Raw genomic sequence first — 26,432 nt, 5'->3', positions numbered from 1 at the left:
CTGATATCTGTATGAAATAACAGCAAATTAGAGCTACTAATTAATGCAATTCTTTAAGTAAATTTGCTAATAAGTCATTGATAAACTGAATTCGCTTTTCATACTCTTCTAACATCACCATAACCTTTAAGCGCTGACCGCCCTCCATTCTAAAAAAGGTAGGGTGTTTTTGCATCATTTGAATAATACTGATGGCCTGTACAGGTGTATCAGGTGAAAATTCAATAGCTCCTCCATTGCCCGAAATATCAACTTTCGTGATTCCTAATGTTTCAGCTTTTAGGCGAATCTGATGAACAGCAAAGAGTTGCTTCACAGGCTGTGGCGGCATACCAAAACGATCAATCAGCTCCATGCGAATATTATCAAGCTTTTCCTGACGATCTGTATTACTAATCCGCTTATAAAACAATAAACGCTGATGCACATCTCCTAAATATTCATCTGGAATCAAGGCTGGCATATGTAAATTGATTTCTGCGGTCAGTGATAGTGGCGCATCGAAATTTGGCGTTTTCCCTTTTTGAATAGCTTTAGTCGCCTTCTCAAGCATTTCCATATACAAGCTATAACCAATGGCTTGCATTGATCCACTTTGTTGCTCACCGAGTAACTCACCAGCCCCACGAATTTCTAAATCTTCCGTCGCCAACATGAAACCTGCTCCAAGGGTTGAGGCCCGCTGAATAGCATCTAAACGCTTTTCAGCATCGCCTTTCAACCCTTTAATGGATGGCACCAGTAAATATGCATAGGCTTGATGGTGCGAGCGCCCAACACGTCCACGCAGTTGATGCAACTGTGCAAGCCCCAGTTTATCAGCACGTTCAATCAAGATAGTATTGGCATTTGGGACATCAATCCCTGTTTCAATAATGGTTGAGCAAACCAATACATTATATTCTTTATGATAGAACTGCTGCATGACTTGCTCTAACTCGCGTTCGCGCATTTGCCCATGTGCAACAGCAACACGTGCTTCAGGCACCAACTCTCGGAGACTTTCAGCCGCGCGCTCAATGGTTTCTACTTCATTGTGCAAGAAGTAAACCTGCCCACCACGCAGTAATTCACGCAAGATAGCTTCTTTGACGGCATCACCCGTATGCTCTTGTACAAAAGTTTTGACCGCTAAACGTCGTGCAGGTGGCGTTGCAATAATTGAAAGATCTCGCATACCACTAAACGCCATGTTTAAAGTACGCGGAATTGGTGTTGCGGTAAGGGTTAACATATCCACATCGGCACGCATCGCCTTGATCCGTTCTTTATCACGCACCCCAAACCGATGCTCTTCATCCACAATCATAAGACCTAAATCTTTAAACTGGACGCTTTCTTGCAAGATTTTATGCGTACCAATCACAATATCGACTTTGCCTTCTGCCAGATCTTCGATCGTTTTAGTATGGCTCTTACTGGTACCAAAACGAGATAAAACTTCTATACGAATAGGCCAATCCGCAAAACGGTCTTTAAACGACTCATAATGCTGTTGAGCCAACAAAGTTGTTGGAACCAAAACCGCAACTTGCTTATTGTTTTGTACTGCTAAAAAAGCAGCCCGCATTGCCACTTCAGTTTTACCAAAGCCTACATCACCACAGACCAAACGATCCATTGGTTTCGCCTGTTGCATGTCATATAAAGTCGCCTCAATCGCATTAGCCTGATCTAGCGTTTCTTCATAGGCAAAGCCACTGGAAAACTGCATATATTGGCCATGCTCTAGCTCAAAGCCAAAACCAGGTTTGGCTTGACGACGTGCTTGAATATGTAACAATTCTGCCGCCACATCATGAATTTGCTCGAGTGCTTTACGCTTCGCTTTGCTCCAAGCATCTGTACCCAACTTATGTAAGGGTGCCAAGTCTGGGTCACCACCACTATAGCGACTAATCAAATGCAGATTAGTCACAGGAACATAAACTTTGGCAGCATCGGCATAGTCAAGCTGCAAGAACTCATAGTCCTGATCATCAATACTTAAAGTGACTAAATCTGCATAACGTCCTACACCATAGTCAATATGTACAACTGGCGCACCCATGCTCAACTCAGTCAAACTGCGAATGAGAAACTCTTCAGAAACCTCTTGTTGACGCTTACGCCGACGTTGCACCACACGGTGTTCATACAACTGGTTTTCTGAGATAACACTCAGCGTATTTTTTAAGACCAAACCACGTTCTAATGGTGCATTGGTAATGGCAATAGCATGTAAAGACTTTTGAAACTCAGCAAAATTTTCGACATTAGGAATTTCTCCCAATGTTGCGCGCAATGCATCTTTCAAAGTTTCACGACGCCCCGCGCTTTCAGCAACCAGTAATACGGGATGATTTGCTGTATCAATATACTGTTTCACCGCATGAAAAGGTTTTTCACTTTTTGGGTCGACGGGTAAACGAGGTGGAAGTTCAGTCTTTAAATTCACCACCCCCGCTTTTAAGTCGAAAATATCGCCTGAGGCAATAATGCGTGGAAAGGTATTGAGCTGTTCTAAAATTTGATTGGTTGAAATAAAAAGTTGTTCAGGTGGCAAAATGGGCTGATCAATATTGTGTCTACGGTCCTGATAGCGACGATCAACCTCTTTCCAAAAACTATCTAAACCATCATCAACCTGTTTATCTGTAATGACAATAGAATGACTAGGTAAGTATGAAAGTAGTGTACTTTGAGCTTGCATCTGCTCCACACTAAAAAAAAGTGGCAAATAGAACTCAATCCCTGGTGATGCAATCCCTTCTAACACATCTTGATAAATTGGGTTCTTCTTAGGGTTCGCCGTTGGAAACATCTCCGCATAACGATCACGGAATACACTACGTGCCTCTTTCAGAGGAAATTCTTTGGCTGGCAAAACAGAAAACTGTTGCAGGTTTTGTGTTGTTCTCTGTGTTTCCGGATCAAAAAATTTAAGAGTTTCAATTTCATCATCAAATAAATCTATGCGAATTGGCGCCGCTTGACCTGAAGCATAGATATCCATAATGCTACCGCGAACTGCAAATTCACCATGGTCGTATACTGTGTCGACCAAATGATAGCCTGCTTGAATCAAACGTTTCTTTTGCTGTTCCAATTCAAACTTTTGACCGACCCGGATATCAAAATGCTCACCTAAAACCCACGAAGTCGGTGCCACACGTTGTGCCAAGGTCGAAGCCGAAATCAATAAGACACCCGTTTGTGGCATATTGGATAAAATCGCGAGACGCTCAGACACGATATCTTGATGAGGAGATAACCGGTCATAAGGCAGAATTTCCCAATCAGGAAAAATCGTCGGTCGGATGCCGTAAAACTCAAACTCACTTTCGAGTTGCGCCAAATGTTGGTTATTTTTTGCAACAACCACAAAAAGTTTTTTATTCTGTGTACTGAGCGTTTGAATAAATAGCGCAACAGATGAGCCGAGCAGATTTCCGAGCCATCTTTTTTCGCCCGCTTTTAGTTGTTGCACATTCAGTTGGGAGATTTCTTCTTGGAACATGGGCATTGCTTAAGCACCTAAAAACATGCGTCATATACTAGCACGATGTCCTAAAGCCGCACGTTATTTTTCGCTACAAAACACCCGCTTACACGTAGCCAAGCCCCTTTCATCACTCAATTTTATGCCATTTAAATGTTCTATTTTTTATCGCGAATAAACTGATAATAATAGTCGCTCAGGAGTTTAATGATGTGCTTTAACTCGGTTAAGTTTTCAAGATTATTACCCAAACGAGCAACAAAGCGCCCACTGGCTATTTCCAAATCAATTTTTTCATTCATCAACATCGCACTATAAAAAAGTGCATTAAGGTCATCAAACTGACTGATTCGACGATTTGAGAAATACGCTAAGCGTTCAGCATGTATATCATTGATCACAACACCCTCAATAATAAATCCATTCTGTTCATCATATTCAATCTGATGCTGCTGCAAAAACAGTTGTTCTGGTGCATCTTTCTTTCGTTTCAACAAATTGGTTAGTTTAGTGAGCATATCAATCTAATCATCTTTCTCTCTGCATATTATTGTAGTTCTAACCAGGCTAGATTGTTAGCCAGTCTTAGCTTAAATGTATAAAAGCAACCGATTGGCTGCTTTTATACATTTCTAAGGCTATAAATGTTTAACTGACTTGTGCCAAAGGAACGACTGTAGGCGTCACTTCAGTCACCAAGTTTTCAAATGAGAAGATTTGATCCAACTGGTCTTGTGTCAGTAGCTCTTGCTCCAATACTACCTGTTGAATGGTTTTATTTTCAGCAATACACTGTTTCCCAATTTCGTCACATTTCGCATGACCTAAAATTGGATCAAGTAAAGTCACAATACCAACACTACGCATAACTGCGTCATAGCATACTTGTTCATTGGCTTGAATGCCTTGAATACATTTAGTGTCTAATGCAGCAATACCATTTTTAAGCAATTCAATTGACTCATGAATACTCTGCGAAATAACAGGCTCCATTACATTCAACTGTAACTGACCTGCTTCTGCTGCCATGGTCACAGTTAAATCATTACCAATCACTTTAAACGCGATTTGGTTCACCACTTCAGGAATCACAGGATTGACTTTTGCAGGCATGATAGATGAACCAGCCTGTAGTTCTGGTAAACGAATTTCAGCCAAACCGGTACATGGACCAGAACTGAGTAAGCGTAAGTCATTACAGATTTTCGAGAGCTTCACCGCCAAACGTTTTAAGGTGCTCGATAAGATAATAAACACACCACAGTCACTGGTTGCTTCAACATAATCTTCCGCACCAATTAAGTTAAGACCCGTCAGCTCTTTCAAGGCCTGAACCACTTCAACTGCATAACCCTGTGGTGTATTCACCCCGGTACCAATTGCAGTTGCACCCAAGTTCACTTCTAATAAAAGCTCACGTGTACGTTCAATTAAACGTAAGTCTTCCTTTAATAAAGTTGCAAAGGCACGAAACTCTTGCCCCAAAGTCATCGGCACAGCATCTTGCAACTGGGTACGCCCCATCTTTAAGACATATTGAAACTCAACTGCTTTGCCTTGCAAAGAATGAATTAAATTTTGGATCTGTGTAAATAAGTCATCCAAACTATAATACGTTGCTAAACGTAGCGCCGTTGGGTACACATCATTGGTCGATTGTGATTTATTTACATGGTCATTTGGATGAATAACGTCGTATTTACCTTTAGGAAGTGATAAATGCTCCAATGCGAGATTGGCCAACACTTCGTTGGTATTCATATTAATCGACGTGCCTGCTCCACCTTGATAAACATCTAAAGGAAAAGCATGCGTCCAGCTTTCAGGAGTTTGGATTAATTGATCACATGCAATATCAATGGCCTGAGCAATTTCGGGAGAGATTTTGCCAAATTTACAGTTGCTTTGCGCTGAGGCTTTTTTAACTTGCGCCAAAGCACGGATAAAATGAAGTTGAGTTCCTACTTTCTGATTAGAAATTTGAAAGTTTTCTAAAGCACGTAAAGTATGAATGCCATAGTAGCAATCCATTGGAACTTCCTTCGCTCCCAATAAATCACGTTCTATTCTTGTTTGATCGACTTGAACCGTAGTCACTGCCTAGTACTCACTTAGATGCACAGAATTAGTGCAATAATGAAATACTAGTCTTTTCGATATGTTTCATTGCTGTAAATATATTTCATAAATGAAATATTTTATATTTGAATGTTTGCTTTATGTATTAATTGTAACATCTCGTAATTAAAATAAGCTTTAAATGATAATTAAGCCAATGATTTCATAAAATGAAAAATATAAATTTTGTACAACTTGCACAAACTAAAACTAAGCAACAAACAAATAAAATATTTTCAATAAGTTATAAGACAATTTTAAAAAACAATTAATATTTACATAAAATACACAAAAATATCTCACAACTGTTACAGAGTGTAATTTTATTTTCATGATTGAATCGCCCTCTCAAACAAAGCGATTAAAAAATCTCCCATCTCGGATTTTTTGCCAAGGAATGCCTATGAGTCAAATTAACCCCACCCTCGTCACGTTTTTAGTTTATATCTTTGCCATGGTTGCTATTGGCCTCTATGCATACAAATCTACCAGCAACTTTGATGACTACATCTTAGGTGGTCGTAGTTTAGGAAGTGTCGTTACTGCCCTTTCTGCTGGTGCATCAGACATGAGTGGTTGGTTACTCATGGGCTTACCTGGTGCAATTTATCTATCAGGTTTATCTGAGGCATGGATTGCAGTCGGTCTGATTATTGGTGCCTGGCTGAACTGGTTATTGGTTGCAGGACGTTTACGTGTGCACACTGAAATCCAGAATAATGCACTTACACTACCCGATTACTTTACTGGTCGTTTTGCAGACCGTAAACGTATCTTACGTATGATTTCTGCGGTTGTAATTTTAGTTTTCTTCGCCATTTACTGTGCTTCAGGTATGGTTGCTGGCTCTCGCCTGTTTGAAAGTATCTTTGGTTGGGATTACACCACTGCACTTTGGATTAGCGCAATCGCGACTATCAGTTATGTTTGTATTGGTGGCTTCCTCGCAATCAGCTGGACAGACACATTCCAAGCAGGTTTAATGATTTTTGCGTTACTATTGACCCCAATCATGACTTACCTTGCGATTGATGGTAATGCAGCTGAATTCACGATTTTACTCGAAACTGCTCGTCCACAAGCGATGCATATTTTCTCTGAGTTGAGTACGGTTGCAGTTCTATCATCCTTAGCTTGGGGCTTAGGCTATTTCGGTCAGCCACACATTCTTGTCCGCTTCATGGCAGCAGATTCTGTGAAAACAATTCCAGCTGCACGTCGTATTGGTATGACGTGGATGATTTTATGTCTAGGTGGTGCGGTAGGAGCAGGTTTTATTGCCATTGCGTACTTCCAACAACACCCTGAACTCGCCGCAGTGGTTTCTCAAAACCCTGAAACTGTGTTCATGGAACTAACTAAAATCTTATTCAATCCATGGGTTGCAGGTATTGTTCTGGCCGCAATTTTAGCCGCAGTAATGAGTACATTAAGCTGTCAGTTACTGGTATGTTCTACCACATTGACTGAAGATTTATACAAAGCATTTATCCGCAAAACAGCATCTCAAAAGGAGCTAGTTTGGGTGGGTCGTTTCATGGTGCTTGCTGTTGCAGTTCTTGCAATTTGTTTAGCAAGCAACCCTGACAGTAAAGTTCTAGGCCTTGTGGCTTATGCATGGGCAGGTTTTGGCGCAGCATTTGGTCCACTCATTATCTTGTCTTTATTCTGGAAGCGCATGACCTTGAATGGTGCTATTGCAGGTATTCTTGTAGGTGCCGTGACTGTTATTCTGTGGAAAAATACTATGGGGCATCTTGGCCTATATGAAATCATCCCAGGCTTCATCTTCTCTTGGATCAGTATTGTGGTTGTAAGCTTGTTGGGCAAAGCGCCTGAAGCTGAAATGGTTCAACGCTTTGAAAAAGCAGATGCACTCTACAAACAAGCAATGGCTGAAATGAAAGAAGAGTCTGCACAACGTTAATGTAACGCTTGGAATGGCAAAAATTAAGGGGCTTTTAAGCCCCTTTTTTACATTTCGCACACTCAATCATTTCGACTGCGGTTTATATTTCAGCTGAATACGTGAACTTTCTTTGATGACTTCCATGACTGGATAACTGCGCGTTTCTTTCACGCCCGGCAACTGCCATAACACTTGACCTGATATTTTACGAAATTCGTCCATACTGGCACAGCGAATCTTCACCACAAAGTCAAAACCGCCACTGGTCATGTGACATTCCACAATTTCATCGTGTTGTAATACTGCATGGCGAAAATCATCTAAAACATTCGGTGTCGTCTTATCCAAAAGAATTTCAACAAACACCACAAAACTGGCATTCAGCATGTTTGGATTTAAACGCGCTTCATAACTTAAAATAAAACCTTCCTTAGTTAATTTTTGCACCCGAGCCAAAGCCGCCGTGGCAGATAGGTTCACCTCCTCGGCAAGTTTAATGTTCGATATCTTTCCATCTCTCTGAAGAATATCCAATATTTTGATATCTGTTCGGTCCAAACCAATAATTGGGCTCGTCATCTGAATTAATCTCTAAATAGCATACAAATTATAGTGAGTTATTCGGCATTCTTTCTGTAATCATAAATTAATTACTATAGATCTCTCAACACATTATTGTATGCACAGGATGTAGGCATGAATATGATGGAAAGCAACGCGCATTTCAACGAATCTCAAACACCATTTGAATATATTACCGAATTCAAAGAAAAAAATGAGTTTGAGGTTGAAATCAACACCGCTTGGCGACGTGCCGAAACTGAGTGTGTTCAAAACTTATTAGACCACAGCAAAATTTCTGATGAAATGAATCAACGCATTCACGAACTTGCGTTTGATTTGGCTCATACTTTACGTGAACGTAAAAGCGGCAGCGGTAAAGCGGGTATTGTGCAAGGACTCTTACAAGAATTTGCACTGTCTTCTCAAGAAGGCATCGCACTGATGTGTTTAGCTGAAGCATTACTTCGTATTCCAGACATGGCAACACGTGACTTGTTGATTAAGGACAAAATCAACCAAGGCAACTGGAAAGAGCACGTTGGTCAAAGTAACTTAATGTTTGTCAATGCAGCAGCATGGGGCTTGATGCTCACTGGCAAGTTGATGGAAACACCAAAGCAAAATAGCTTATCAGGCACTTTAACAGGCTTATTGGCACGTAGTGGTCGTGGCATCATCCGTAAAGCAGTTGATGTGGCAATGCGCATGATGGGCGAACAGTTTGTCACTGGCGAAACCATTGGTGAAGCATTGCAACATGCTGAACATCTTGAAGAAAAAGGTTTTCGCTATTCATACGACATGCTGGGTGAAGCGGCACTGACCGACCACGATGCTGATCGTTATATGAAAGACTATACCGATGCCATTCATGCCATTGGTCAAGCGTCAAAAGACAAAGATGTCTATGACGGCCCAGGTATTTCAATTAAATTATCTGCTCTACACCCGCGTTACCAACGTGCCCAAATTGCACGTGTGCATGACGAACTTTATGGCAAAGTCTTTACTCTTGCTAAATTGGCACGCGGTTATAACATCGGTTTAAATATTGATGCAGAGGAGTCTGAGCGTTTAGAAATTTCTTTAGAAATGCTCGAACGCCTATGCTTTGAACCAGAGCTCAAAGACTGGAAAGGCATTGGTTTCGTTATCCAAGCCTACCAAAAACGTTGTTTCTACGTGGTTGACTACATCGTAGATTTGGCTAAACGTAGCGAAAAACGCTTAATGATCCGTTTAGTGAAAGGTGCGTACTGGGACAGCGAAATTAAGAAAGCACAAATCGAAGGGATGACCGACTATCCTGTATTTACCCGTAAAGTACATACAGACTTATCTTACATTGCCTGCGCAAAGAAATTATTGGCTGCGCCAGAACAAATCTACCCACAGTTTGCAACGCATAATGCTCAGACTTTAGCAACCATTTATGAAATGGCGAATCCTGAGCAATATTATGTAGGTCAGTATGAGTTCCAATGCTTACATGGCATGGGTGAACCCCTTTATGAACAAGTCGTCGGTGAAAAGCTAGATAAAAAACTGGGTGTCCCATGTCGTATTTATGCACCTGTCGGCAACCATGAAACACTATTGGCTTATCTTGTCCGTCGTTTACTTGAGAATGGTGCAAACACCTCTTTTGTAAATCGTATTGCAGACAAGTCACTCGCGATTGATGATTTGATTGAAAATCCAACGCAAACCATTCTAAGCAGTGCAAAACGTGAAAATGTTGTCGGTCAAAAACACCTTTCGATTCCACTGCCTGCTGAGCTTTATGGTCAACTGCGTGCAAACTCTAAAGGTTTAGACCTTGCAAATGACACGGAGTTAACCCAGCTCAATCAAACAGCTCAACAGTTTTCACAACAGCAATGGTTTGCTGCACCTATGGGTGAGCAAATCCAGACAGATGAAACGGCTGTAAAGCAAAGTATTGTTAACCCAGCACGTCACTCAGATGTTGTCGGTTATGTACAAGAAGCAACAACTGAACAAGTTGAGCAAGCATTAAATAATGCACAGGCTGTTCAAGACATTTGGGCACGTACGGCTAAAGACACCCGTGCAAGTTACCTTCTTCGCGCTGCTGACTTAATGGAAGCTCGCCTAGAAGAACTGATGATTTTACTGTGCCGTGAAAGTGGTAAAACCTATGCCAATGCCATTGCAGAAGTTCGTGAAGCTGTAGATTTCTTACGCTACTACGCAACGCAAATGATTGATCTAGATGCGAATGCAGAGGTTGAGCCTTTAGGCACGATGCTGTGTATTAGCCCATGGAACTTCCCATTGGCCATCTTCACAGGTCAAGTCGCTGCCGCATTGGTTGCGGGGAATACCGTGATTGCTAAACCAGCGGAACAAACACCGCTAATTGCGGCTCAAGCGATTCAAATCTTATGGCAAGCAGGTGTGCCTCAAGCGGCTGTACAGTTGATGCCGGGTCGTGGTGAAACTGTAGGTGCACAGCTCAGCGCAGCTGAACAGGTTCAAGGCATCATGTTCACAGGCTCGACTGAAGTTGCCAAAATTTTGCAAAAAACTGTGGCGAAGCGTTTGAGCAAAAATGGTGAAAGCATTCCACTGATTGCTGAAACAGGTGGTCAAAATGCTATGATCGTTGACTCATCAGCACTGACTGAGCAAGTTGTACTTGATGTCGTTAGCTCAGCTTATGACAGCGCAGGTCAACGTTGTTCTGCCCTTCGCGTACTGTGCGTACAAGAAGACAACGCCGATGCAGTGATTCAAATGCTTAAAGGTGCAATGCAGCAACTTCAAGTAGGCAATCCATATCTACTCAAAACTGATATTGGCCCTGTGATTGATGCTGAAGCGCAAGAAAATATCCAAAAGCACATCGAAAAAATGCGTCAAAAAGGTCATCGCGTACACCAGTTGATGCGTAATGATGCTCAAGACTCTGAACTAAATGCAGGCACGTTCATTACACCAACACTCATCGAACTGCCAAATCTCAATGATTTAGAGCGTGAAGTGTTTGGTCCTGTACTGCACGTGATTCGCTTTAACCAAGGTTCACTCAAACAGTTACTTGAGCACATCAACAGTAAAGGTTATGGCCTGACTATGGGTCTACATACCCGTATTGATGAAACCATCCAAACTGTGATGACGCATGCTGAAGTAGGTAACCTCTACATCAACCGTAACATCGTAGGAGCAGTTGTTGGTGTACAACCGTTTGGTGGTGAAGGTTTATCGGGTACAGGCCCTAAAGCGGGTGGTCCAATTTATCTATATCGCCTAATGCAAAACTGTTCTGCGAAAAAGTTGAATAAGCCATTTGCAACAGGTGCTGATTTGAACCCTCAGGTCGAGTTCAGCAACTCTGCATTATTCCTTGAGTGGGCAGCTAAAACATTCCCTGCAGTAAAATTGGCAAAAATTGAGAACTTCTGTTCAGGCCATCATTACGAGTTGCAAGGCCCAACAGGTGAAAGTAACCAATACATGGTGATCCCACGTCATGCAGTCTTGTCATTAGCTGAACAAGAAGCGGATCAACTACAACAGTTGAATGCGATTTTTGCAGTCGGTAGCCGTCCAGCAGTACTCGCAGATAATAGCTTTGTGTTAAAACACATGCCAAGCATGCCTAAAGCTTTGGCTCAAGCGTTCCATGTCATCAAAGACATCAAAACTGATGCATTTGATGCGGTATTGCACCATGGTACGACAGCACAACTTTTAGCTCTGCAACAACAGATAGCTGAACGTCAAGGTGCGATTGTCGGTATTACCCACCTTAGCCCATCACAAACTGCCATTCCTTTGGAACGTTTTGTGATTGAGCGCGCGATCAGTGTTAACACTGCAGCTGCTGGTGGAAATGCAAGTCTGATGACTTTGAACTAAACCCAATTTAAACCTGTAATCCTCATCGGGACAGCAGGTTTATTACTGTGTTTCCTCTATTGCCAAGTCAACATCTCCTGGTCTGTTTACTTGGCATTTTTTATGTGACTTCGTTTGACTCAATCTGCTCGAAAATTTCCGATATAACAATACATCAATCCACCTGTAGCATGAATAAACTCCACGCTTTTGCTGAATATCTTTAGGCTAATTCGGCAAACTTTGTTACCATCTCTTTTTTCAATATGTTTGCGATTTTTACTGCATATGACTTCTTCTTATCAACAACAACTTGACGCCAAAATTGAACGAATTACAGCTCAATTTGCTGAATTCACTCCACCTTCGCTTGAAGTTTTTCAATCTCCTGAAAAAAACTTTCGCATGCGTGCAGAATTCCGTATTTGGCATACCGAAGATGATATGTTTTATGCCATGTTTGAACGCAATGAAGACAATCAGAAAAAAGTCATTCGTATTGATGACTTCCCAATCGCTGATACCAGTATTAATCAGCTCATGCCTATTTTATTGGCAGAATTAAAAAGCAATGATCTCCTATCAAAACGCTTATTTGAAGTACATTTCTTAGCGACCTTAAAAGGTGAAATGCTGGTTTCGCTGATTTATCGCTGCCCACTCGATGAACAATGGCAGGTTTTAGCCAAACAACTTTCAGAAAAATTAAATATTAAGTTGATTGGTCGTAGCCGTGGTCAAAAAGTGGTACTTAGCGATGAATTTGTGGTGGAAGAACTGCAAGTTTTTGAGCGTAAATATCAGTACAAACAAATTGAAAGCAGTTTTACCCAGCCCAATGCGCAAGTCTGCCAAAAAATGCTCGAATGGGCCTGTAATGCTGCACAACAGTCGCACAAAGATTTGTTAGAACTTTACTGTGGCAATGGTAACTTCACCCTACCGCTTTCAACCCGTTTCAACCGTGTCTTAGCCACTGAACTGGCTAAGTCCTCAGTGTATGCCGCACAGTGGAATATCGAACAAAATAAAATCGACAATATCCAAGTCGCACGCTTGTCAGCAGAAGACTTCACCCAAGCTTATAACGGTGAACGTGAATTCCGTCGCTTACAAGAAGCAAATATCGACATGAGTAGTTATGAGTTCGATACTGTGTTTGTTGACCCACCACGTGCGGGTATTGATGATGAAACATTAAAGTTGATTCAACGTTTTGAGCGCATCATTTATATTTCGTGTAACCCTGACAGCTTGTATGACAACTTAAAAACACTCAGCCAAACCCATAAAATTTCAAAGTTTGCGATGTTTGACCAATTCCCCTATACCCACCATGTCGAGTCTGGGGTTTTGCTGGAAAAAATCTAAACAATTTGTTGCAAAATATGCAACTTCAAAAATGAAGCCGTCACAGGCTTCATTTTTACTTATTATTAGAAAATAGTAATTTACATAAAATACAAGAGTTTTCCCTGTCATAATAACGTTAACTTATGAAACTATAATCGGAATTTTTGGATACTGATTGTTGCTTTTATCTCTTTGCCCATCTTGCATTATTCTCTAGATTGGTTATATTTCACCCTATGTTAGGTTGTTAATGAAGTGTCTATGAGTTTTTGGCAAAAGCTGTTTTCAGATGAACAGCAAAACGAGCATAAAAATCAAATTGCTTGTGTTGAAAATGACTGCTCTTGTAAAACCAACGAACAACTTCTCGAAAAGCTGAAAGTAGCAACAGATGAAGATGTGATTGTTGGTATTAAAAAAGTTTTGGCTTCGCGTGGCTATAGCCGTAGGGAGTTAAATGAACTTCAGCATCGACCTCTACAATAGTAGAGTTTCTGAATATTCACCAAGAAGGCATTTAGATTAATCTAAATGCCTTTTTTAATGCCGACACATATAACTCCCCCCCTAAGAAGATTGAACAAGTGCAAAACAATTCACTTTTGCGACTAAAAATCACACAAAGCCTTAAATTTTTGCTACCTTACAGGCTCAATATAAAAATCAATAATGTTTCAAAATTAAAGGTTTAAGCAATGAAAAAATTACTCATGATTAGTGCAAGTATCATCCTTTTGTCTTTGACCGCGTGCAGCAAAATGCCGAAGGCCTGTATTGAGTCATGGGAAAAGATGGAAAAACTTGGAAAGCAAATGGGTTTAGCTGAAGAACAACTCAAAGAACAAAAGAAGAAATTTGAAGAGGAAATCAAAACAATGAACGAAGAAGAAGCAACGCGGATGTGTAGTACTCAAAATTCACTTTTAGGCTTGGTTGGTCAGTAATCCGCTCTATTGCTAAAAAGAAAATGACATAGAAAAAAAGCCGTATTATTTGAATACGGCTTTTTGATTCATTATTTAAATACCTTGAAGCGCACCGTATCATCCACAAAGCTTTTTTCTTTAGCTTCACCCTCAACTGAACCGAAGACCAGTTGCGCACGTAGTTTCCAGCTAGCAGGCACATCCCATTCAGCATGGACTTCTTCATCCACAATTGGATTATAATGTTGTAAAGATGCACCTAGACCCAAGGTATGTAACGCAGTCCACGTTGAAAACTGAGCCATAGCTGTAGAATGCTCTGCCCAAATAGGAAAGTTCTCAGCATAAGATGGAAATTGCTCTTGTAAGCTCTGAATGACATCTAGATCTTCAAAAAATAAAACTGTTCCCGCACCTGCTGCAAAACTAGCCATTTTTGCCGTTGTTTTAGCTGCACTTTCTTCGTCTTTAGCATAAGACTTCAGTTTTTCAGCCACAAAAGTCCAGAATTTTTCATGCTCCGCATTGAACAAAATCACAGCTCGAGATGACTGCGAGTTAAAAGATGATGGGCTTTGTTTAATAGCTGTTTGGATCAAATCAGTTAAAAATTCAGGACTGTGCTCAACATTTTTACCAATAGCATAAATAGTACGACGTTTTGTAATTAAGTCGATGAACTGATTTGACATGTATTAAAATCCTTGTGGTTCTATTCAAAAAAATTCATAGCAAATTTAAACATTAGTCTGCCATGAATGATGACCTAATGTATCAAGCAAAATTAATTCCAATATTTGACCAAATAATAAAATTTAATGCTTTAGATGTAGTTTAAATGCTTTGTGTTTACCACAAATACATAGTTCTGCTATCCATATAAAAAATCCTCCAAATGGAGGATTTTAAATTTGTTTAGAATTTGGCTTCTAAGACTTGAGTGGGAATTTTATTTTTCCATAAGTCCCGTAGCACAGGTAAATAGAATTTTTCACCCAATTCAACTAGTTCTGCATCAATTAACGCATGTATTTCATGCATAAATAAATAATCAAGTTCAACCGTTTTCAACTGTTGCTGTGTTTTGGCAAAGTCTTTGCGCTTTTGTTGTGCACGTTTCACTAGAGCATCTGCAAAATCTTTATCTTTAAACTGCTTAATCGCGTTTAAGCGTAACTCAATCACGCCCCAACCACTCAATAACAGTTTGAAAAGTTCAAAGTCAGCCGTGGTTGATTCCCATGTCATTTCTTCAAGATTTTCATTTTCAGGTAGAACAGGAAGCAATAATTCCATAACACTTGGGAAAATCTTTTTGAAATTTAAAACAAATTTAACAGGATGCTCACCCGGATAATCGTTAAATTGCACGTTTTTCTGAACATCTGTCAAATAAATATCAAGCATGGTAACTCATCAGCAGTTTATCTTTAGTCGACCATTGTACCGACTTCGCCCAAAGATAAAAACTGCTGATGTTCATTTGCTCTTTCATTGAGCAATTGAAGAAAATTTATTTTACATTTGGTGAAATCATTTGTTCTGGACGGACCACTTCATCAAACTGCTCAGCAGTGACTAAGTTCAACTCTACAGCCACTTGTTTTAGTGTTTTTCCTTCTTTATAAGCTGTTTTGGCAACTTTTGCTGCATTTTCATAGCCAATCACTGGATTTAAAGCCGTAACTAACATCAATGAGTCATGTAAGAAGTGGTCAATTTTTTCACGGTTCGGCTCAATGCCCACTGCACAGTGATCATTGAAGCTATTACATGCGTCACCCAAAAGCTGAATCGACTGCAACAAATTAAACGCAATCACAGGCATGAACACATTCAATTCAAAGTTACCCGATGCGCCCGCAACATTAATCGTGGTGTCATTGCCCAAGACTTGAGCCACCACCATCGTCATCGCTTCACTTTGAGTCGGGTTCACTTTCCCCGGCATAATACTTGAACCTGGTTCATTTTCTGGAATACGTAATTCACCAAAACCACAACGCGGGCCACTAGCCAACCAGCGAATGTCATTGGCAATCTTATTCAAGCTTACCGCAAGCGTTTTTAATGCACCTGAGGCAAACACGGCTGCATCGCGCCCAGCCAATGCTTCAAATTTATTTGGCGCAGTCACAAAAGGTAGTCCAGTCAACTGTGCCAGTTGCTCCGCCGATTTTTCCGCATAATCAGGATGCGCATTCAGCCCTGTACCTACAGCCGTTCCACCTAAAGGCAGCTCATACAAGCCTGAGAGTGCCTGTTGTAAACGCTTTAAGCCATGATCGAGCTGAGAAACATAACCGCTAAACTCTTGGCCCAACGTTAATGGTGTTGCATCTTGTAAATGAGTTCGCCCAATTTTGACGATGTCTGAAAATGCTTGAGACTTTGCATCTAAAGTATCTCGAAGCTGGGTAACCGCAGGAATCAGTAATTCATTGATCTGAATACTTGCAGCAACATGAATCGCTGTTGGGAACGAGTCATTGGTTGACTGAGCACGATTGACGTGATCGTTCGGGTGTACAGGTTTTTGTGCGCCTAAAGGATTGCCGAGTTTCTGATTAGCAATATTCGCAATCACTTCATTACAGTTCATATTGCTTTGCGTACCTGAACCAGTTTGCCATACCACCAATGGAAACTGACTATCCCACTGCCCTGCAATCACTTCATCCGCAGCGCCGACGATGTATTGCGCCAATTCTTGTGGAATTTGGTTAAGTTCAGCATTGGTCTGCGCTGCTGCTTTTTTCACTAAGCCCATAGCACGAATCATTGGTCGCGGTAGACGTTCACTGCCAATTTTAAAGTTTTGCAAACTACGCTGAGTTTGGGCACCCCAAAGTGCTTCGCTTGGTACTTCAACTTCGCCCATCGTGTCGTGTTCAATACGTGTTTGCATTTTAACCTCTTTCTTTTTAAGTGAATTGCAAAATGATTATTTTGCGCTTGTTTTCCTTATCTTAATGATTAAGTAAAAGCATGTAAATGATAATTGTTATCAGTAAATTAATTAAAGACCCTCTAAACTTTGTCGGTAGAAACGCCATCCATCCTCAAGGGTTTGTTGTAAACTGCGCTTCGCTTCCCAATGTAAAACATTTTTCGCTTTACTACACTCTGCCGCGACCTGATCTAATTCCACAATGTTCGAATCCACCACATCGACTGTAGCAATATCACTTTGCGTCACACTTTCCACTTTTTCAACCAACTGCTGTATCGACACACTTTGGCCTGCGATATTAAACGCTTCACAAGCAAACTGTTGATTGCTTAACCATTGTAACGAAGCAGCAATCGCATCACAGGCATCCAGAATATGTAAAAAACTACGTTCGACCGTATGGTCTGCTGTTTGTGCTTTTTTTCTCAGTTCAATATGATCACGCTGTTTGGCAGCGACTTGCATCAACAGTGGGATAATATTTTTCGGTAAAGGCGGAAACAGCTCTCCGAGCATTGCATTTTCAAATGCGCCTGCGACATTGCCCATTCTTAAAATGGCAATTTTCCATTCATTATCTGTTTTTGCTGTATCTCGAATAATTTCTTCGACCATTTGTTGCGACTTGATATACGGGTTTGGGTAGCCGAAATTCAGTTCCAAGTCTTCCTCTAGATGTAGACTCGACTCACCATAAACTGCAAGACTGGAAAGATGCACCAAAGTTCGAACACCTGTGCGTTGCATAGCACGCAGTAAACTCATAATACAACTAACATTGTCATTATAATATTCCAAAGGCTTCAACACAGACTCTTCAAGCGATTTAAAGCTTGCGGCATGTACCACTGCATCAATGGAATACTGCTCAAAAACTTTGTTCAAAGCAGGCGTATTTCGGATATCAATTTTGACAAAAGGCACGTACATGCCACTAATAAATTCTAATCGTTCAAGAGTTTGTAAATTCGCATTGGATAAATTGTCTACAATAATGACCTCTTGCCCATGCGCCATAAAGCTCAAAGCAATATGTGAGCCTATAAAGCCTAAACCACCAGTCACTAAAATCATTGTATACATACTCCTTATAATAATCAGCAAGTTGCGTTTTATTGGTGTATTTATGGTGTTTCAAATGACTTATCCACAGATATTAAACGCAAAAACCGACTCAAAATTCTCTTGAGTCGGTCAATCTGCAAGAGCACTATATCATCATTTTAAAGGTTCGGAATATTGCATGTGTTACAGTTATAGCTATGTACTGTATATCGTTTATGAAAAGCAAAAACTTATTGAATAAATTGTGAAGTTTGTAATTTGAGGGGGGTATTCAATGGCCTACATAACTAAAGACGGCAAGTGGCTTGTCTATCGAGATGCGACACAAGAAATACTGGAATACGATGATTTTTCAGATGTCCAACAGGTCTATCAACCTGAATGGTTTTGGGTCGATGATAAGGATGATGCTAAGGTATTTCACGCTGAAAGTATCGCCAGTTCCTTTCTGGTGCGTAGACGTGGGGAGTTTTGGAAAGGTGCTAAGGTTGTTAGTAGGTAAAACATAATGCAAGACTGGGCTGATATTGTGGATGGGTGGAAGGAGCAATAATGAAAACATGGACCTACTTTTATATAGAGCACATGATTAAGAATGGAGGGATTTTTAGGAAGGAGTCTGGGTGGGGTTTGGACTTAAAAGGTGAAAATAATGTCTTTAAATAATATGATTGGTAATACTTTTAGGCTTAATATAATTACTTATTATTTAAGATACATATATTTAGGTGGTAGCGAAATGAGTAAAGGACCAAAAATTTATGGAAACACCCTTCTAAATTGTGGCACTGGGATACAAACTAGAGGTCTGATTGATGGGCAAATATATGGAAATAGGATGAACAATGTGGATGTTGGCATTGATATTGATGAAGTTTTTGAGGGTGAAATAGCTCACAATCATATACAAAATGCGAGAAAAGAAGCTATTCGGGTAAGCCAGTGCGACCCTTATGGTTATTTTGGTATACCAGAAAATGTTGATTTAAATGAATTACGAAATTTATTTGAGAAATTAGATGCCAGTCCAGCTGAGAAGCGTGTAGAGATACTAGAAGAAAGTGTGCTTTCTAAAGTAGATCAATTTACATCTATTGCTGAAAGGGTTGTTAATTTTTCAAAGGAATATGGCCCTCTTCTTTTAGTTACTTTTGGACCATATTTTAATAATATAGGGCTATCATAAATCAATTTAAACCATCCCAACACATATCCCCACATTTACATTCGTTGTAATTGAATGAGCTGTGCAACCTGATAAGAGGAGGCACAGCAATAAAACCTTAATTGCACTTTTCATATTCAATCAGAACTTTGGCCACAGCCTTAGCAGCTGACCAATATTGAGCATTGAATTGAAATAATTCTTCATCATTAGAGATGAAACCCAGTTCCACGATCAAGCCACCAGCATTCACAAAACCTAGTTTTCCTCGTGCAGATTGGCTTTGATCAATCCAACCATTGTCACCGCGTAATCGGCTGCCAAAAGCATCTGCTACGGCTTTGGATAGCTCCTGAGCCAATTTCTTATCTTTCGGCAATGCGATAGTTTCAACACCATTGGCTTGTTTTGAAGCCGCTGCATTCATATGGAATTCAACAGCAACACTTGAACCTTTAATGATTTTGATTGCCGCATTTAAGTTCTGGTTGGTTGCGCCTACCCCATCAGTTTTATATTGAATGCCTGCCTCACGTAAATAAAAAGCTACTGCATTGCGGAAGTTGACCACCAGATCGGCTTCTTTATATTTGCCATTTACTGCGCCAGGATCAGTATTGCTATGCCCTGCTGTGACCGTGACAAAGGGTTGAATATCAGTGTGTAATTCGGGCTGCTTTTTAAGTCGAGCAAGCACCATTGCTACACCGACAAAAATCCCCACCCATTCAGCAACGTTTTCAGGAATCTTGTTTTTCAACTCTTGTGGAATCACCTCCCAGACACTTAAAAACTGTTCTGAGAATAAAATCAGGGCATAAAAAAAGGCGCTTACTGCGCCTACTTGTACTGACTTGAGTTTCCAAGCCTGTTTCCAGTTATCAATCAATTTCATTTTTACTCTCTCATGTTTCGTTCATAAAGTTTGTTTCGGACTTCTTCAACCGTTCTTAAAAGCTGATCAGATTGTTTTTCAAGAACCTGAATACTCTGGGCGTTGGTCATGGCTTGAGTATTTACTGTGTCTGTTTTGCTCGTCTGAGTATTCCAAGCGACGACGAATAGACCTGCTAAGAAAATTCCGCCAAAGCGCACAAGATTAGTAATACTGTCGATTTTGGTTTTACTTTCATGTAGCACTCTGATCTGTGAATCCACCTCTTTAAATCTTGGCTCAACTTCATTTCTAAGCTGCTTAATCTCACTTTTGAAGTTTGACTTTGCTCGGTCTAAATCTTCTTGCAGATTGTCACGAGTCTGAGTTAAGTCATTACGTGTCTGCTGATGCTCTTTGTTGAGCTGCTCCAACTGCATATTCATACGGTCGAGCTTTTGGGGCATTTCAGCTAACTTATCCATGTTTTTGGATATGTCATTAATCTTGTCAGAGATGGCAAGAAGCTGCCCTGCTGTCGCTACTGGTGGGTCGGATGAGTAGTCATTTGGCATTGCGCCCCCTAAATTTTGGTAATAAAAAAAGCACCCTGAGAAACACTGTTTCGCAAGGTGCTATTAATCGATCAAGCTGTTAAAACAGTTTATAAAGTTGTCGATCTATAACATGGTACTGCGCGGCAGAAACTTGAGATTCAACCCGTATCACGTCTTGAGTTGTTTCCAGGTGAATCGTCTTCGCTAGGAACTCAGGACATTCAACAATATTCTCAATTTTCCCTGTTGCCACATCAAACACTGCAAAATAAGCCATCACTTCCTCATTGTCATTGCATGAATATAACGCTGTGAAACATTGACGCTGCCACCTGAAGTTGATTTCAACTGCAACTGGAATGCGCCTGCGATTCCTGTTGAGTCATGACGTGAAATATTCAAGGTTCCCGCACTTCGTGCGCTGCCCCGAATTTCAACATCATGTCTATGGATACCATCAAGCCCCATCGTTACAGAGCCATCTAAATTTAAGCTATGCGTGTGTGCTCCTGTAGATCCAGTACTGCCACTGTAGTTATGACTGTGTGATGAATTTGAAACACCGCTAATTGATGTATTGCCTGTTGATCCACTGAACGAGTGGTTGTGACCACCAGCACTGCTTGTACTGCCTGTCAAATTCATTGTCATACCATGTTGGTGCTGGCCGCTGTTACTTGAAGTCACACCGACAGAAGCATAATCAATGAAATGAACCTCCAAATCTTCAAAGACCACATTGCCATTTTTCAACACACGACAAAGCAATCGTTGCTGTGACGTATAACTGTTAAAGCTAAATACAGCACCAAAAGTCAAAATGGTATGCCCCATATCAGAGGGCACATTCAAGGTTTGAATGGTAGTGTATTCACCATCAACAGCCATGGAGATTTCAGCAAAGGCCGAGACTGGAACGGTTACAGCATTGTCTTGAATCTTCAGTGTATCCACCTGCAAATCACCAATCTTCGCAGTAGTCACAGCAGCATTATCAATCTGCGCAGACTTCACTGCCAATTGCTTGATATGAGCCGTATCTATAGATGCATAATCTATAAACGCAGACTTCATATAAGCACCCACAGGGAAAACTGTGTCTGTTTCTGGATCAGTGTAAGGGGTGGTACGGAAAATAAATGGGTAATACCCCACACTGTCCCCGCTACCAATCGCAAATGAATCAAAGTTCAGAATGAAATTTGACTCTTTGCCATCGTTAGCACCACCCCATCCTGCCACCTTGCCGTTTACATCCAACTTGATGTACTTTTGCGCATACAAGCCGTTGATTGATTCGCTCACCTCCTGAATTGATGCAGTGTTTTGGCCTACAGTTGTTTGAAGCGTGGTTGTTGCTTGCACGCTTGCAGAAACAGCATCAGCATTCGCTTTAATTTGTTGCTTATACAAAGCATCATTTTCGTTAATCGTGGCAACAACCTGATCAGTGCGTTCGGCTTGTGCCATATCACCTTCAATCATTGCTGACTGTAACGACCAAACACCGGCAAAGCCTTCGGTTGAGCCTATTAGGTCATCAGTTGAGCCAATTAACTTCGGATTAACCTGTGCATATACACCGTCAATCTTTGTGGTGTTGGCGCTGATCTTTCCTTCATGCTCAGCTACTTTGGCGTTGGTTTGCGATAGAGCGCCTGTGGTTGCCTTATCGCCTAACTCCAATGTAATAGCATCAAGTCGAGTTGCATTGGCACCTGATTGAGTTGCAGCAACATTCGCAGTAGATAAAGCAGTTGCAGCGGTTTGATTTGCTGCATCTGCTGTATTTGCTGCCTGATTTGCAATCGCACTTGCTTGATTTGCCAAGCTTGCTGCTGATCCTGCCTGAGTTGTTGCTGTTTCAGCTTTGGTTATTGCGCTGGCAGCATTGGTTTTTGCGGTAGCCGCATTACCCTCTGCCACGGTCACGCGACTATCTAAAGCTTGAACAGCCTGCGTATTTGCAGATGTTGCTGTGACTGCTGTGCTGACTTGCTGTTGAACATTGGCAAGCGCCTGATCATTGCTGCTCTTGTAGTTGTTCAAGGCGTTAAGATTAGCAGCATCACCGCTTTGACGATCTTGAATCTCCTGAGTTAAACCGTCATTCAGATTGCTTACAGCCAAAATACGCGCAGCAGTTTCAGTATCAAGCTCATTGCTAATTTGATCAACCTCAGTCTGCACTGCCGTGATGTTGTCAATCAAATTTCCAATGTCACCATCAAGACCAGCAATCGTATCGATCTTATCAATCTTGGTTTGCAGATTTTGACTTAACTGGGTTTCAGAAATCTTACCTAACAAAATATCAAGTACCGCACTTGCGTCTGCTGTAGTTGTTGCATTCGCATATTGCGACCACGGACCAATATTCCCGATTCGATCAATCAAACGCCCACGGAAATAACGAGTCAGGTTTGGTTGCATTCCTTGAATGACGTGGCTGTTTGTTGGGTATGCGAAAAGCCCAAGTTGCGCAGCATTAGCACCGTTGGCTGTAGTTGCAATCTCAATTTCCGTATACGCAGTATCAAGCGCACCAACCGCAGGAAAGCTCCAATTTAAACGGTAGCCAAATAAGATGCCTGTTGCTGCAATATTGGCTAAAGCAGGCGGTAAACCTTGCTTGCCTGTCAGTGCTGTCAGATTTGAATATGTTGGCAAAGAAGCAATATCAAATGCAGAAATCGCAGTGACACGAGCTTCATAATTACCCGCATAAATCCCTTGAACCTCAACTGAATTACTGCCAGAAGTCGGCAACTTAATCCATGTGCCATCATCCTTGCGCCATTCAACTTGATACTTTGTAGCGCCTTCAGCCTGATCCCAAGCAATCACCATTGTTTCAATAGATAAGCCTTGCTGAACCATGGTTTCAGATGAAATTAAAACATTGGTGACAGGCGCTTGAGTTGTTGGATTAATAATGGAAATCGGACGGTCATCAATGAATGCGCCAAAATCAATCGCATCATATTTTGATGATTCATATTGCAAAGCAGTAATTGAAAACTGATGTTTGTCATCTTGAGTGATGCTCATCACGCGAAACTTCATCGTTTTTAAATCTTGAGCATCAACGACCCAAACATTTTCCACTGCAACAGAATCAAACGCCACTGTGACTGTGATATTGCGACCATTTACGGATGACACGATTCGAGCTTGCGCCTTGCCATCTTCACCATTTACAACCAGTCGATCACCCGCACGACACACCACGTCATCACGATCAATCGTAATGGTTTTTAGATCAGCGCTGACAGCAGAAATACGCCCGCCATTTGCACGACCAGCTAACAACTCATCTGCAACCTCAATCACTTTACCTGGTAATGGGATATAAATCATCTGCCAACTTAGAGCGAATACGAGTTACTTCATCAGCGACATTGAGTTCTAAATTTTTGCGAAGCTCTGCTTGCTGCTCAGCCATTTTTGCAGCTTCTTCAAGCAGCTTCTCCCAGTCTTTAGAACCTACATCGCCCGCTGTAAATCCATTTGTTCCAGCGGTGTAGCCCTTAAACTTCTGCCAGTAATCATTATTGTACTTGCCAATATTCTTACCTTTTCTGGATTCAATAACCTTTTTGTTTTGCTCCTCAATGCTATTGATTTTCAGCAAATATTGAACTTGCTCTACAGTAATCGACTTGCCTTCTTTTTGAAGTTTTAGTGCATATTCCGAGATTAAGTTAATTTGTTCTGCGTTATAGCCCTGATCCAACATTACTTTGGTTAAGCTTGCATTAAACTCACGATCAAACAAAGACTTCTTAAATTCAGCTTGAGCCTTGGCTGCTTTTTCCGCTGCCGTTGCGTTTTTATCAAGAGATTTGGAATTTTCATCCACACCAACTGCTGCGGTCTGTGCTTTGCGACCAGATAACTCAACTTCAATGCCAAATAAATTCAGCTTTGATTTTGTGTTGGTTGCCTCTTTTGCATTCTTTTCAAACTCAACAGTATTTGCTTTGATCGACTCATAAACTTCTTTACTGATGCGAAGCTCATTAAATCGCTGTACTGCCTCAGTCATGCTAATCGTGCCGTTGCGGGCATCTTGCACAACCTGCACAACTTCCTTATTTCCTTTGTAAAGTTGCTCAATTGCATTCAACTGCATGTTGATCTTGCTGCTAGATTCAGACAAGGCTGCGTTCTGACGCTCGAAAGCTGCCGCCATATCATTAACAGCGTTATCTCTCTCAAGACCTTTTAAAGCCAGTAATTCATCTTTTGCTTTTTTCGCTACAGCGGCTTGTTCTTCAAGTTTTGCATTGGCTTCGGCTGTACGGCTTTTTAAGTACATATAGCCAGCAGCTAAAGCAGTCACACCTATCGTTAGTGCACCAATTGGACCACCAACCAAACCAAGCAACATTGCTGAACGCGAACGGCTAGCATTGAGTGCATTCTCAACTGTAGTTTGAGCAACTACGGCGGATGCACTTTGCTTTAATGCAATGCTGTGTGCAATCTCTGCTTGAGTGAGTCGCATAGTTGCGGCTGCACGTGCTTGGCGTGTTGTTGCGCTATTTAACTCTTGGCGTGCAAGATGGATTTCTTGTGCTGCCAAAGCTGTAACTTGACGAGTGCGTTGCACCTCCACTGCTGCAAGCTGTACTTGTGACTGTAATGCGGTGGTATCTGCTGCTCGTCGTGCCACTACTGCGGTGATCGAACCGTGAATCGCCACTGTTTGAGCAGCAATAGTTTTGGTTAGTAAAGCCACACCACCAACTACTGCAATACCAGCAATAGCATCAAGGTTGTTGGCTAATACTTGGATGCTACTAGCTAAGGTTGTTGCAACACCTGAAGCCTTGCCTGCTTCGCCTGTAAATTTGGTGACTTCATTGCTTAATAGTTGAAGGGATTGGCCAATTGTCACATCGGTTTTTGCAAATAATTCATCTACTGATTTTTTTGATTTTGTTAATGCATCAACGAGAATGTCGCTGGTCAATTTACCATCATTAGCCATGGCTCTTAATTGACCAATATTTACACCAAGACCTGTGGCAATAGCTTTCAATAATCCGGGAGCCTGTTCTGCGACAGAGTTAAATTCCTCGCCGCGAAATACACCTGATGCTAAAGATTGCCCAAACTGAACCAGTGCTGCATTTGCGCCTTCAGCTGAAGCCCCACTAATTGCCACAGCTTTTGATACTGTTTCTGTAAGCTCGGCTGTTTTAGCCATGTCAATATTTAATGTTTTTGCATTATCTTGAAATCGCTGATAAACCTGTATGACATTTTCCCAACTTGAGCGTGTTTTTTGCGCAATGCTAAAGGTGTCGCTCATTGCTGTATTGAGTTCGACCTGTGAGTCTGTGACAAGCTTTAAGCGGTTTTGCATCCCTGTGTAGGCATCCATTTTAGATATGGCAGCACCAACAGTCACAACACCCGCCATATAGCCTGCAAGTTGGCGAGTCGCTACAGACATGGAATCCATAGATCGTGACGCATAGTCGCCATTGCGCTCAATATTTTGGAGTTCATTTGCTACATTTCGTGCATTTCTTTCAGCGTTTCTCGAATCAATAGTAATTCGCAATACAGATTCTTGAGCCATTTCACTT

At 41.2% G+C, this 26,432-nt stretch carries 19 protein-coding genes and 1 pseudogene; 7 read left to right on the top strand and 13 right to left on the bottom strand.

Features of this window, described 5'->3' with window-relative positions; translation table 11 throughout:
• Window positions 1-40 precede the first annotated feature (40 nt).
• The 3 genes from mfd to aspA all read right to left on the bottom strand — a co-directional run bounded on the left by mfd (window position 41) and on the right by aspA (window position 5,578).
• Window positions 41-3,499 (bottom strand): transcription-repair coupling factor, encoded by a 3,459-nt coding sequence (gene mfd / locus GBI16_RS04830; protein WP_151706635.1) that lies wholly within the window; start codon window positions 3,497-3,499, stop codon window positions 41-43.
• Between the two features lie 140 nt (window positions 3,500-3,639).
• Window positions 3,640-3,999 carry a hypothetical protein gene (locus tag GBI16_RS04825; protein WP_171494530.1) on the bottom strand — a complete coding sequence of 120 codons (360 nt, stop codon included), beginning with the start codon at window positions 3,997-3,999 and terminating at the stop codon, window positions 3,640-3,642.
• 130 nt (window positions 4,000-4,129) lie between these two features.
• Window positions 4,130-5,578 carry an aspartate ammonia-lyase gene (gene aspA, locus GBI16_RS04820; RefSeq protein WP_151706627.1) on the bottom strand — a complete coding sequence of 483 codons (1,449 nt, stop codon included), beginning with the start codon at window positions 5,576-5,578 and terminating at the stop codon, window positions 4,130-4,132.
• A 424-nt stretch (window positions 5,579-6,002) separates the two neighbouring features.
• Here aspA and putP point away from each other — a divergent pair, with 424 nt between their 5' ends.
• Window positions 6,003-7,526, top strand: a complete 1,524-nt coding sequence (gene putP / locus GBI16_RS04815) for a sodium/proline symporter PutP (RefSeq protein ID WP_086209215.1) — start codon at window positions 6,003-6,005, stop codon at window positions 7,524-7,526.
• A 66-nt stretch (window positions 7,527-7,592) separates the two neighbouring features.
• Here putP and GBI16_RS04810 read toward each other — a convergent pair whose 3' ends face one another.
• The gene (locus GBI16_RS04810) at window positions 7,593-8,087 is read right to left on the bottom strand and encodes an Lrp/AsnC ligand binding domain-containing protein (RefSeq protein ID WP_151706626.1); all 495 of its coding nucleotides are present in this window, start codon (window positions 8,085-8,087) and stop codon (window positions 7,593-7,595) included.
• A 117-nt stretch (window positions 8,088-8,204) separates the two neighbouring features.
• On the opposite strand from GBI16_RS04810, the gene putA reads away from it, so the two are divergent.
• The 4 genes from putA (at window position 8,205) to GBI16_RS04790 (ending at window position 14,236) form a co-directional block, all read left to right on the top strand.
• A complete protein-coding gene (gene putA, locus GBI16_RS04805) occupies window positions 8,205-11,960 on the top strand; it encodes a trifunctional transcriptional regulator/proline dehydrogenase/L-glutamate gamma-semialdehyde dehydrogenase (RefSeq protein ID WP_151706625.1) in 3,756 nt (1,251 codons plus the stop codon).
• Window positions 11,961-12,227: 267 nt separating this feature from the next.
• Window positions 12,228-13,310, top strand: a complete 1,083-nt coding sequence (gene trmA, locus GBI16_RS04800; RefSeq protein WP_151706624.1) for a tRNA (uridine(54)-C5)-methyltransferase TrmA — start codon at window positions 12,228-12,230, stop codon at window positions 13,308-13,310.
• 243 nt (window positions 13,311-13,553) lie between these two features.
• Window positions 13,554-13,778, top strand: coding sequence for a hypothetical protein (locus tag GBI16_RS04795; RefSeq protein WP_151706623.1), 225 nt, complete (start codon window positions 13,554-13,556; stop codon window positions 13,776-13,778).
• A gap of 209 nt (window positions 13,779-13,987) precedes the next feature.
• Complete coding sequence (locus GBI16_RS04790) at window positions 13,988-14,236, top strand: hypothetical protein (protein ID WP_151706622.1); 249 nt, start codon at window positions 13,988-13,990, stop codon at window positions 14,234-14,236.
• A gap of 71 nt (window positions 14,237-14,307) precedes the next feature.
• Here GBI16_RS04790 and GBI16_RS04785 read toward each other — a convergent pair whose 3' ends face one another.
• The 4 genes from GBI16_RS04785 to GBI16_RS04770 form a co-directional block, all read right to left on the bottom strand.
• Window positions 14,308-14,910, bottom strand: a complete 603-nt coding sequence (locus tag GBI16_RS04785) for a nitroreductase family protein (RefSeq protein ID WP_151706621.1) — start codon at window positions 14,908-14,910, stop codon at window positions 14,308-14,310.
• A gap of 223 nt (window positions 14,911-15,133) precedes the next feature.
• The gene (locus GBI16_RS04780) at window positions 15,134-15,625 is read right to left on the bottom strand and encodes a hypothetical protein (protein WP_119063919.1); all 492 of its coding nucleotides are present in this window, start codon (window positions 15,623-15,625) and stop codon (window positions 15,134-15,136) included.
• A 106-nt stretch (window positions 15,626-15,731) separates the two neighbouring features.
• Entirely contained in the window at window positions 15,732-17,126 is a 1,395-nt protein-coding gene (gene fumC / locus GBI16_RS04775) for a class II fumarate hydratase (RefSeq protein WP_110974919.1), read from the bottom strand.
• A 111-nt stretch (window positions 17,127-17,237) separates the two neighbouring features.
• Window positions 17,238-18,245, bottom strand: a complete 1,008-nt coding sequence (locus GBI16_RS04770) for an NAD-dependent epimerase/dehydratase family protein (RefSeq protein WP_151706620.1) — start codon at window positions 18,243-18,245, stop codon at window positions 17,238-17,240.
• A gap of 265 nt (window positions 18,246-18,510) precedes the next feature.
• On the opposite strand from GBI16_RS04770, the gene GBI16_RS04765 reads away from it, so the two are divergent.
• A complete protein-coding gene (locus tag GBI16_RS04765) occupies window positions 18,511-18,738 on the top strand; it encodes a hypothetical protein (protein WP_151706619.1) in 228 nt (75 codons plus the stop codon).
• 150 nt (window positions 18,739-18,888) lie between these two features.
• Window positions 18,889-19,422 (top strand): NosD domain-containing protein, encoded by a 534-nt coding sequence (locus GBI16_RS04760; protein WP_151706618.1) that lies wholly within the window; start codon window positions 18,889-18,891, stop codon window positions 19,420-19,422.
• A 97-nt stretch (window positions 19,423-19,519) separates the two neighbouring features.
• Here GBI16_RS04760 and GBI16_RS04755 read toward each other — a convergent pair whose 3' ends face one another.
• The 5 genes and pseudogenes from GBI16_RS04755 to GBI16_RS04735 all read right to left on the bottom strand — a co-directional run bounded on the left by GBI16_RS04755 (window position 19,520) and on the right by GBI16_RS04735 (window position 26,425).
• Complete coding sequence (locus GBI16_RS04755; protein WP_151706617.1) at window positions 19,520-20,296, bottom strand: N-acetylmuramoyl-L-alanine amidase; 777 nt, start codon at window positions 20,294-20,296, stop codon at window positions 19,520-19,522.
• Between the two features lie 2 nt (window positions 20,297-20,298).
• A complete protein-coding gene (locus GBI16_RS04750) occupies window positions 20,299-20,850 on the bottom strand; it encodes a hypothetical protein (protein WP_151706616.1) in 552 nt (183 codons plus the stop codon).
• Window positions 20,851-20,929: 79 nt separating this feature from the next.
• Window positions 20,930-21,109, bottom strand: a complete 180-nt coding sequence (locus tag GBI16_RS04745; protein ID WP_151706615.1) for a hypothetical protein — start codon at window positions 21,107-21,109, stop codon at window positions 20,930-20,932.
• Window positions 21,109-24,186, bottom strand: a pseudogene (locus GBI16_RS04740) (host specificity protein J); the annotation flags it as partial. The gene GBI16_RS04745 and the pseudogene GBI16_RS04740, both read right to left, overlap by 1 nt.
• Window positions 24,167-26,425 carry a tape measure protein gene (locus tag GBI16_RS04735; protein ID WP_151706614.1) on the bottom strand — a complete coding sequence of 753 codons (2,259 nt, stop codon included), beginning with the start codon at window positions 26,423-26,425 and terminating at the stop codon, window positions 24,167-24,169. The gene GBI16_RS04735 and the pseudogene GBI16_RS04740, both read right to left, overlap by 20 nt.
• Between the last annotated feature and the right edge of the window lie 7 nt (window positions 26,426-26,432).

It is taken from the genome of Acinetobacter sp. TUM15064 (genome assembly GCF_008980265.1).
Classification (GTDB): Bacteria; Pseudomonadota; Gammaproteobacteria; order Pseudomonadales; family Moraxellaceae; genus Acinetobacter.
The sequence above is the reverse complement of the archived record's forward strand: the minus strand, read 5'-3'. Positions and strand labels throughout refer to the sequence as shown.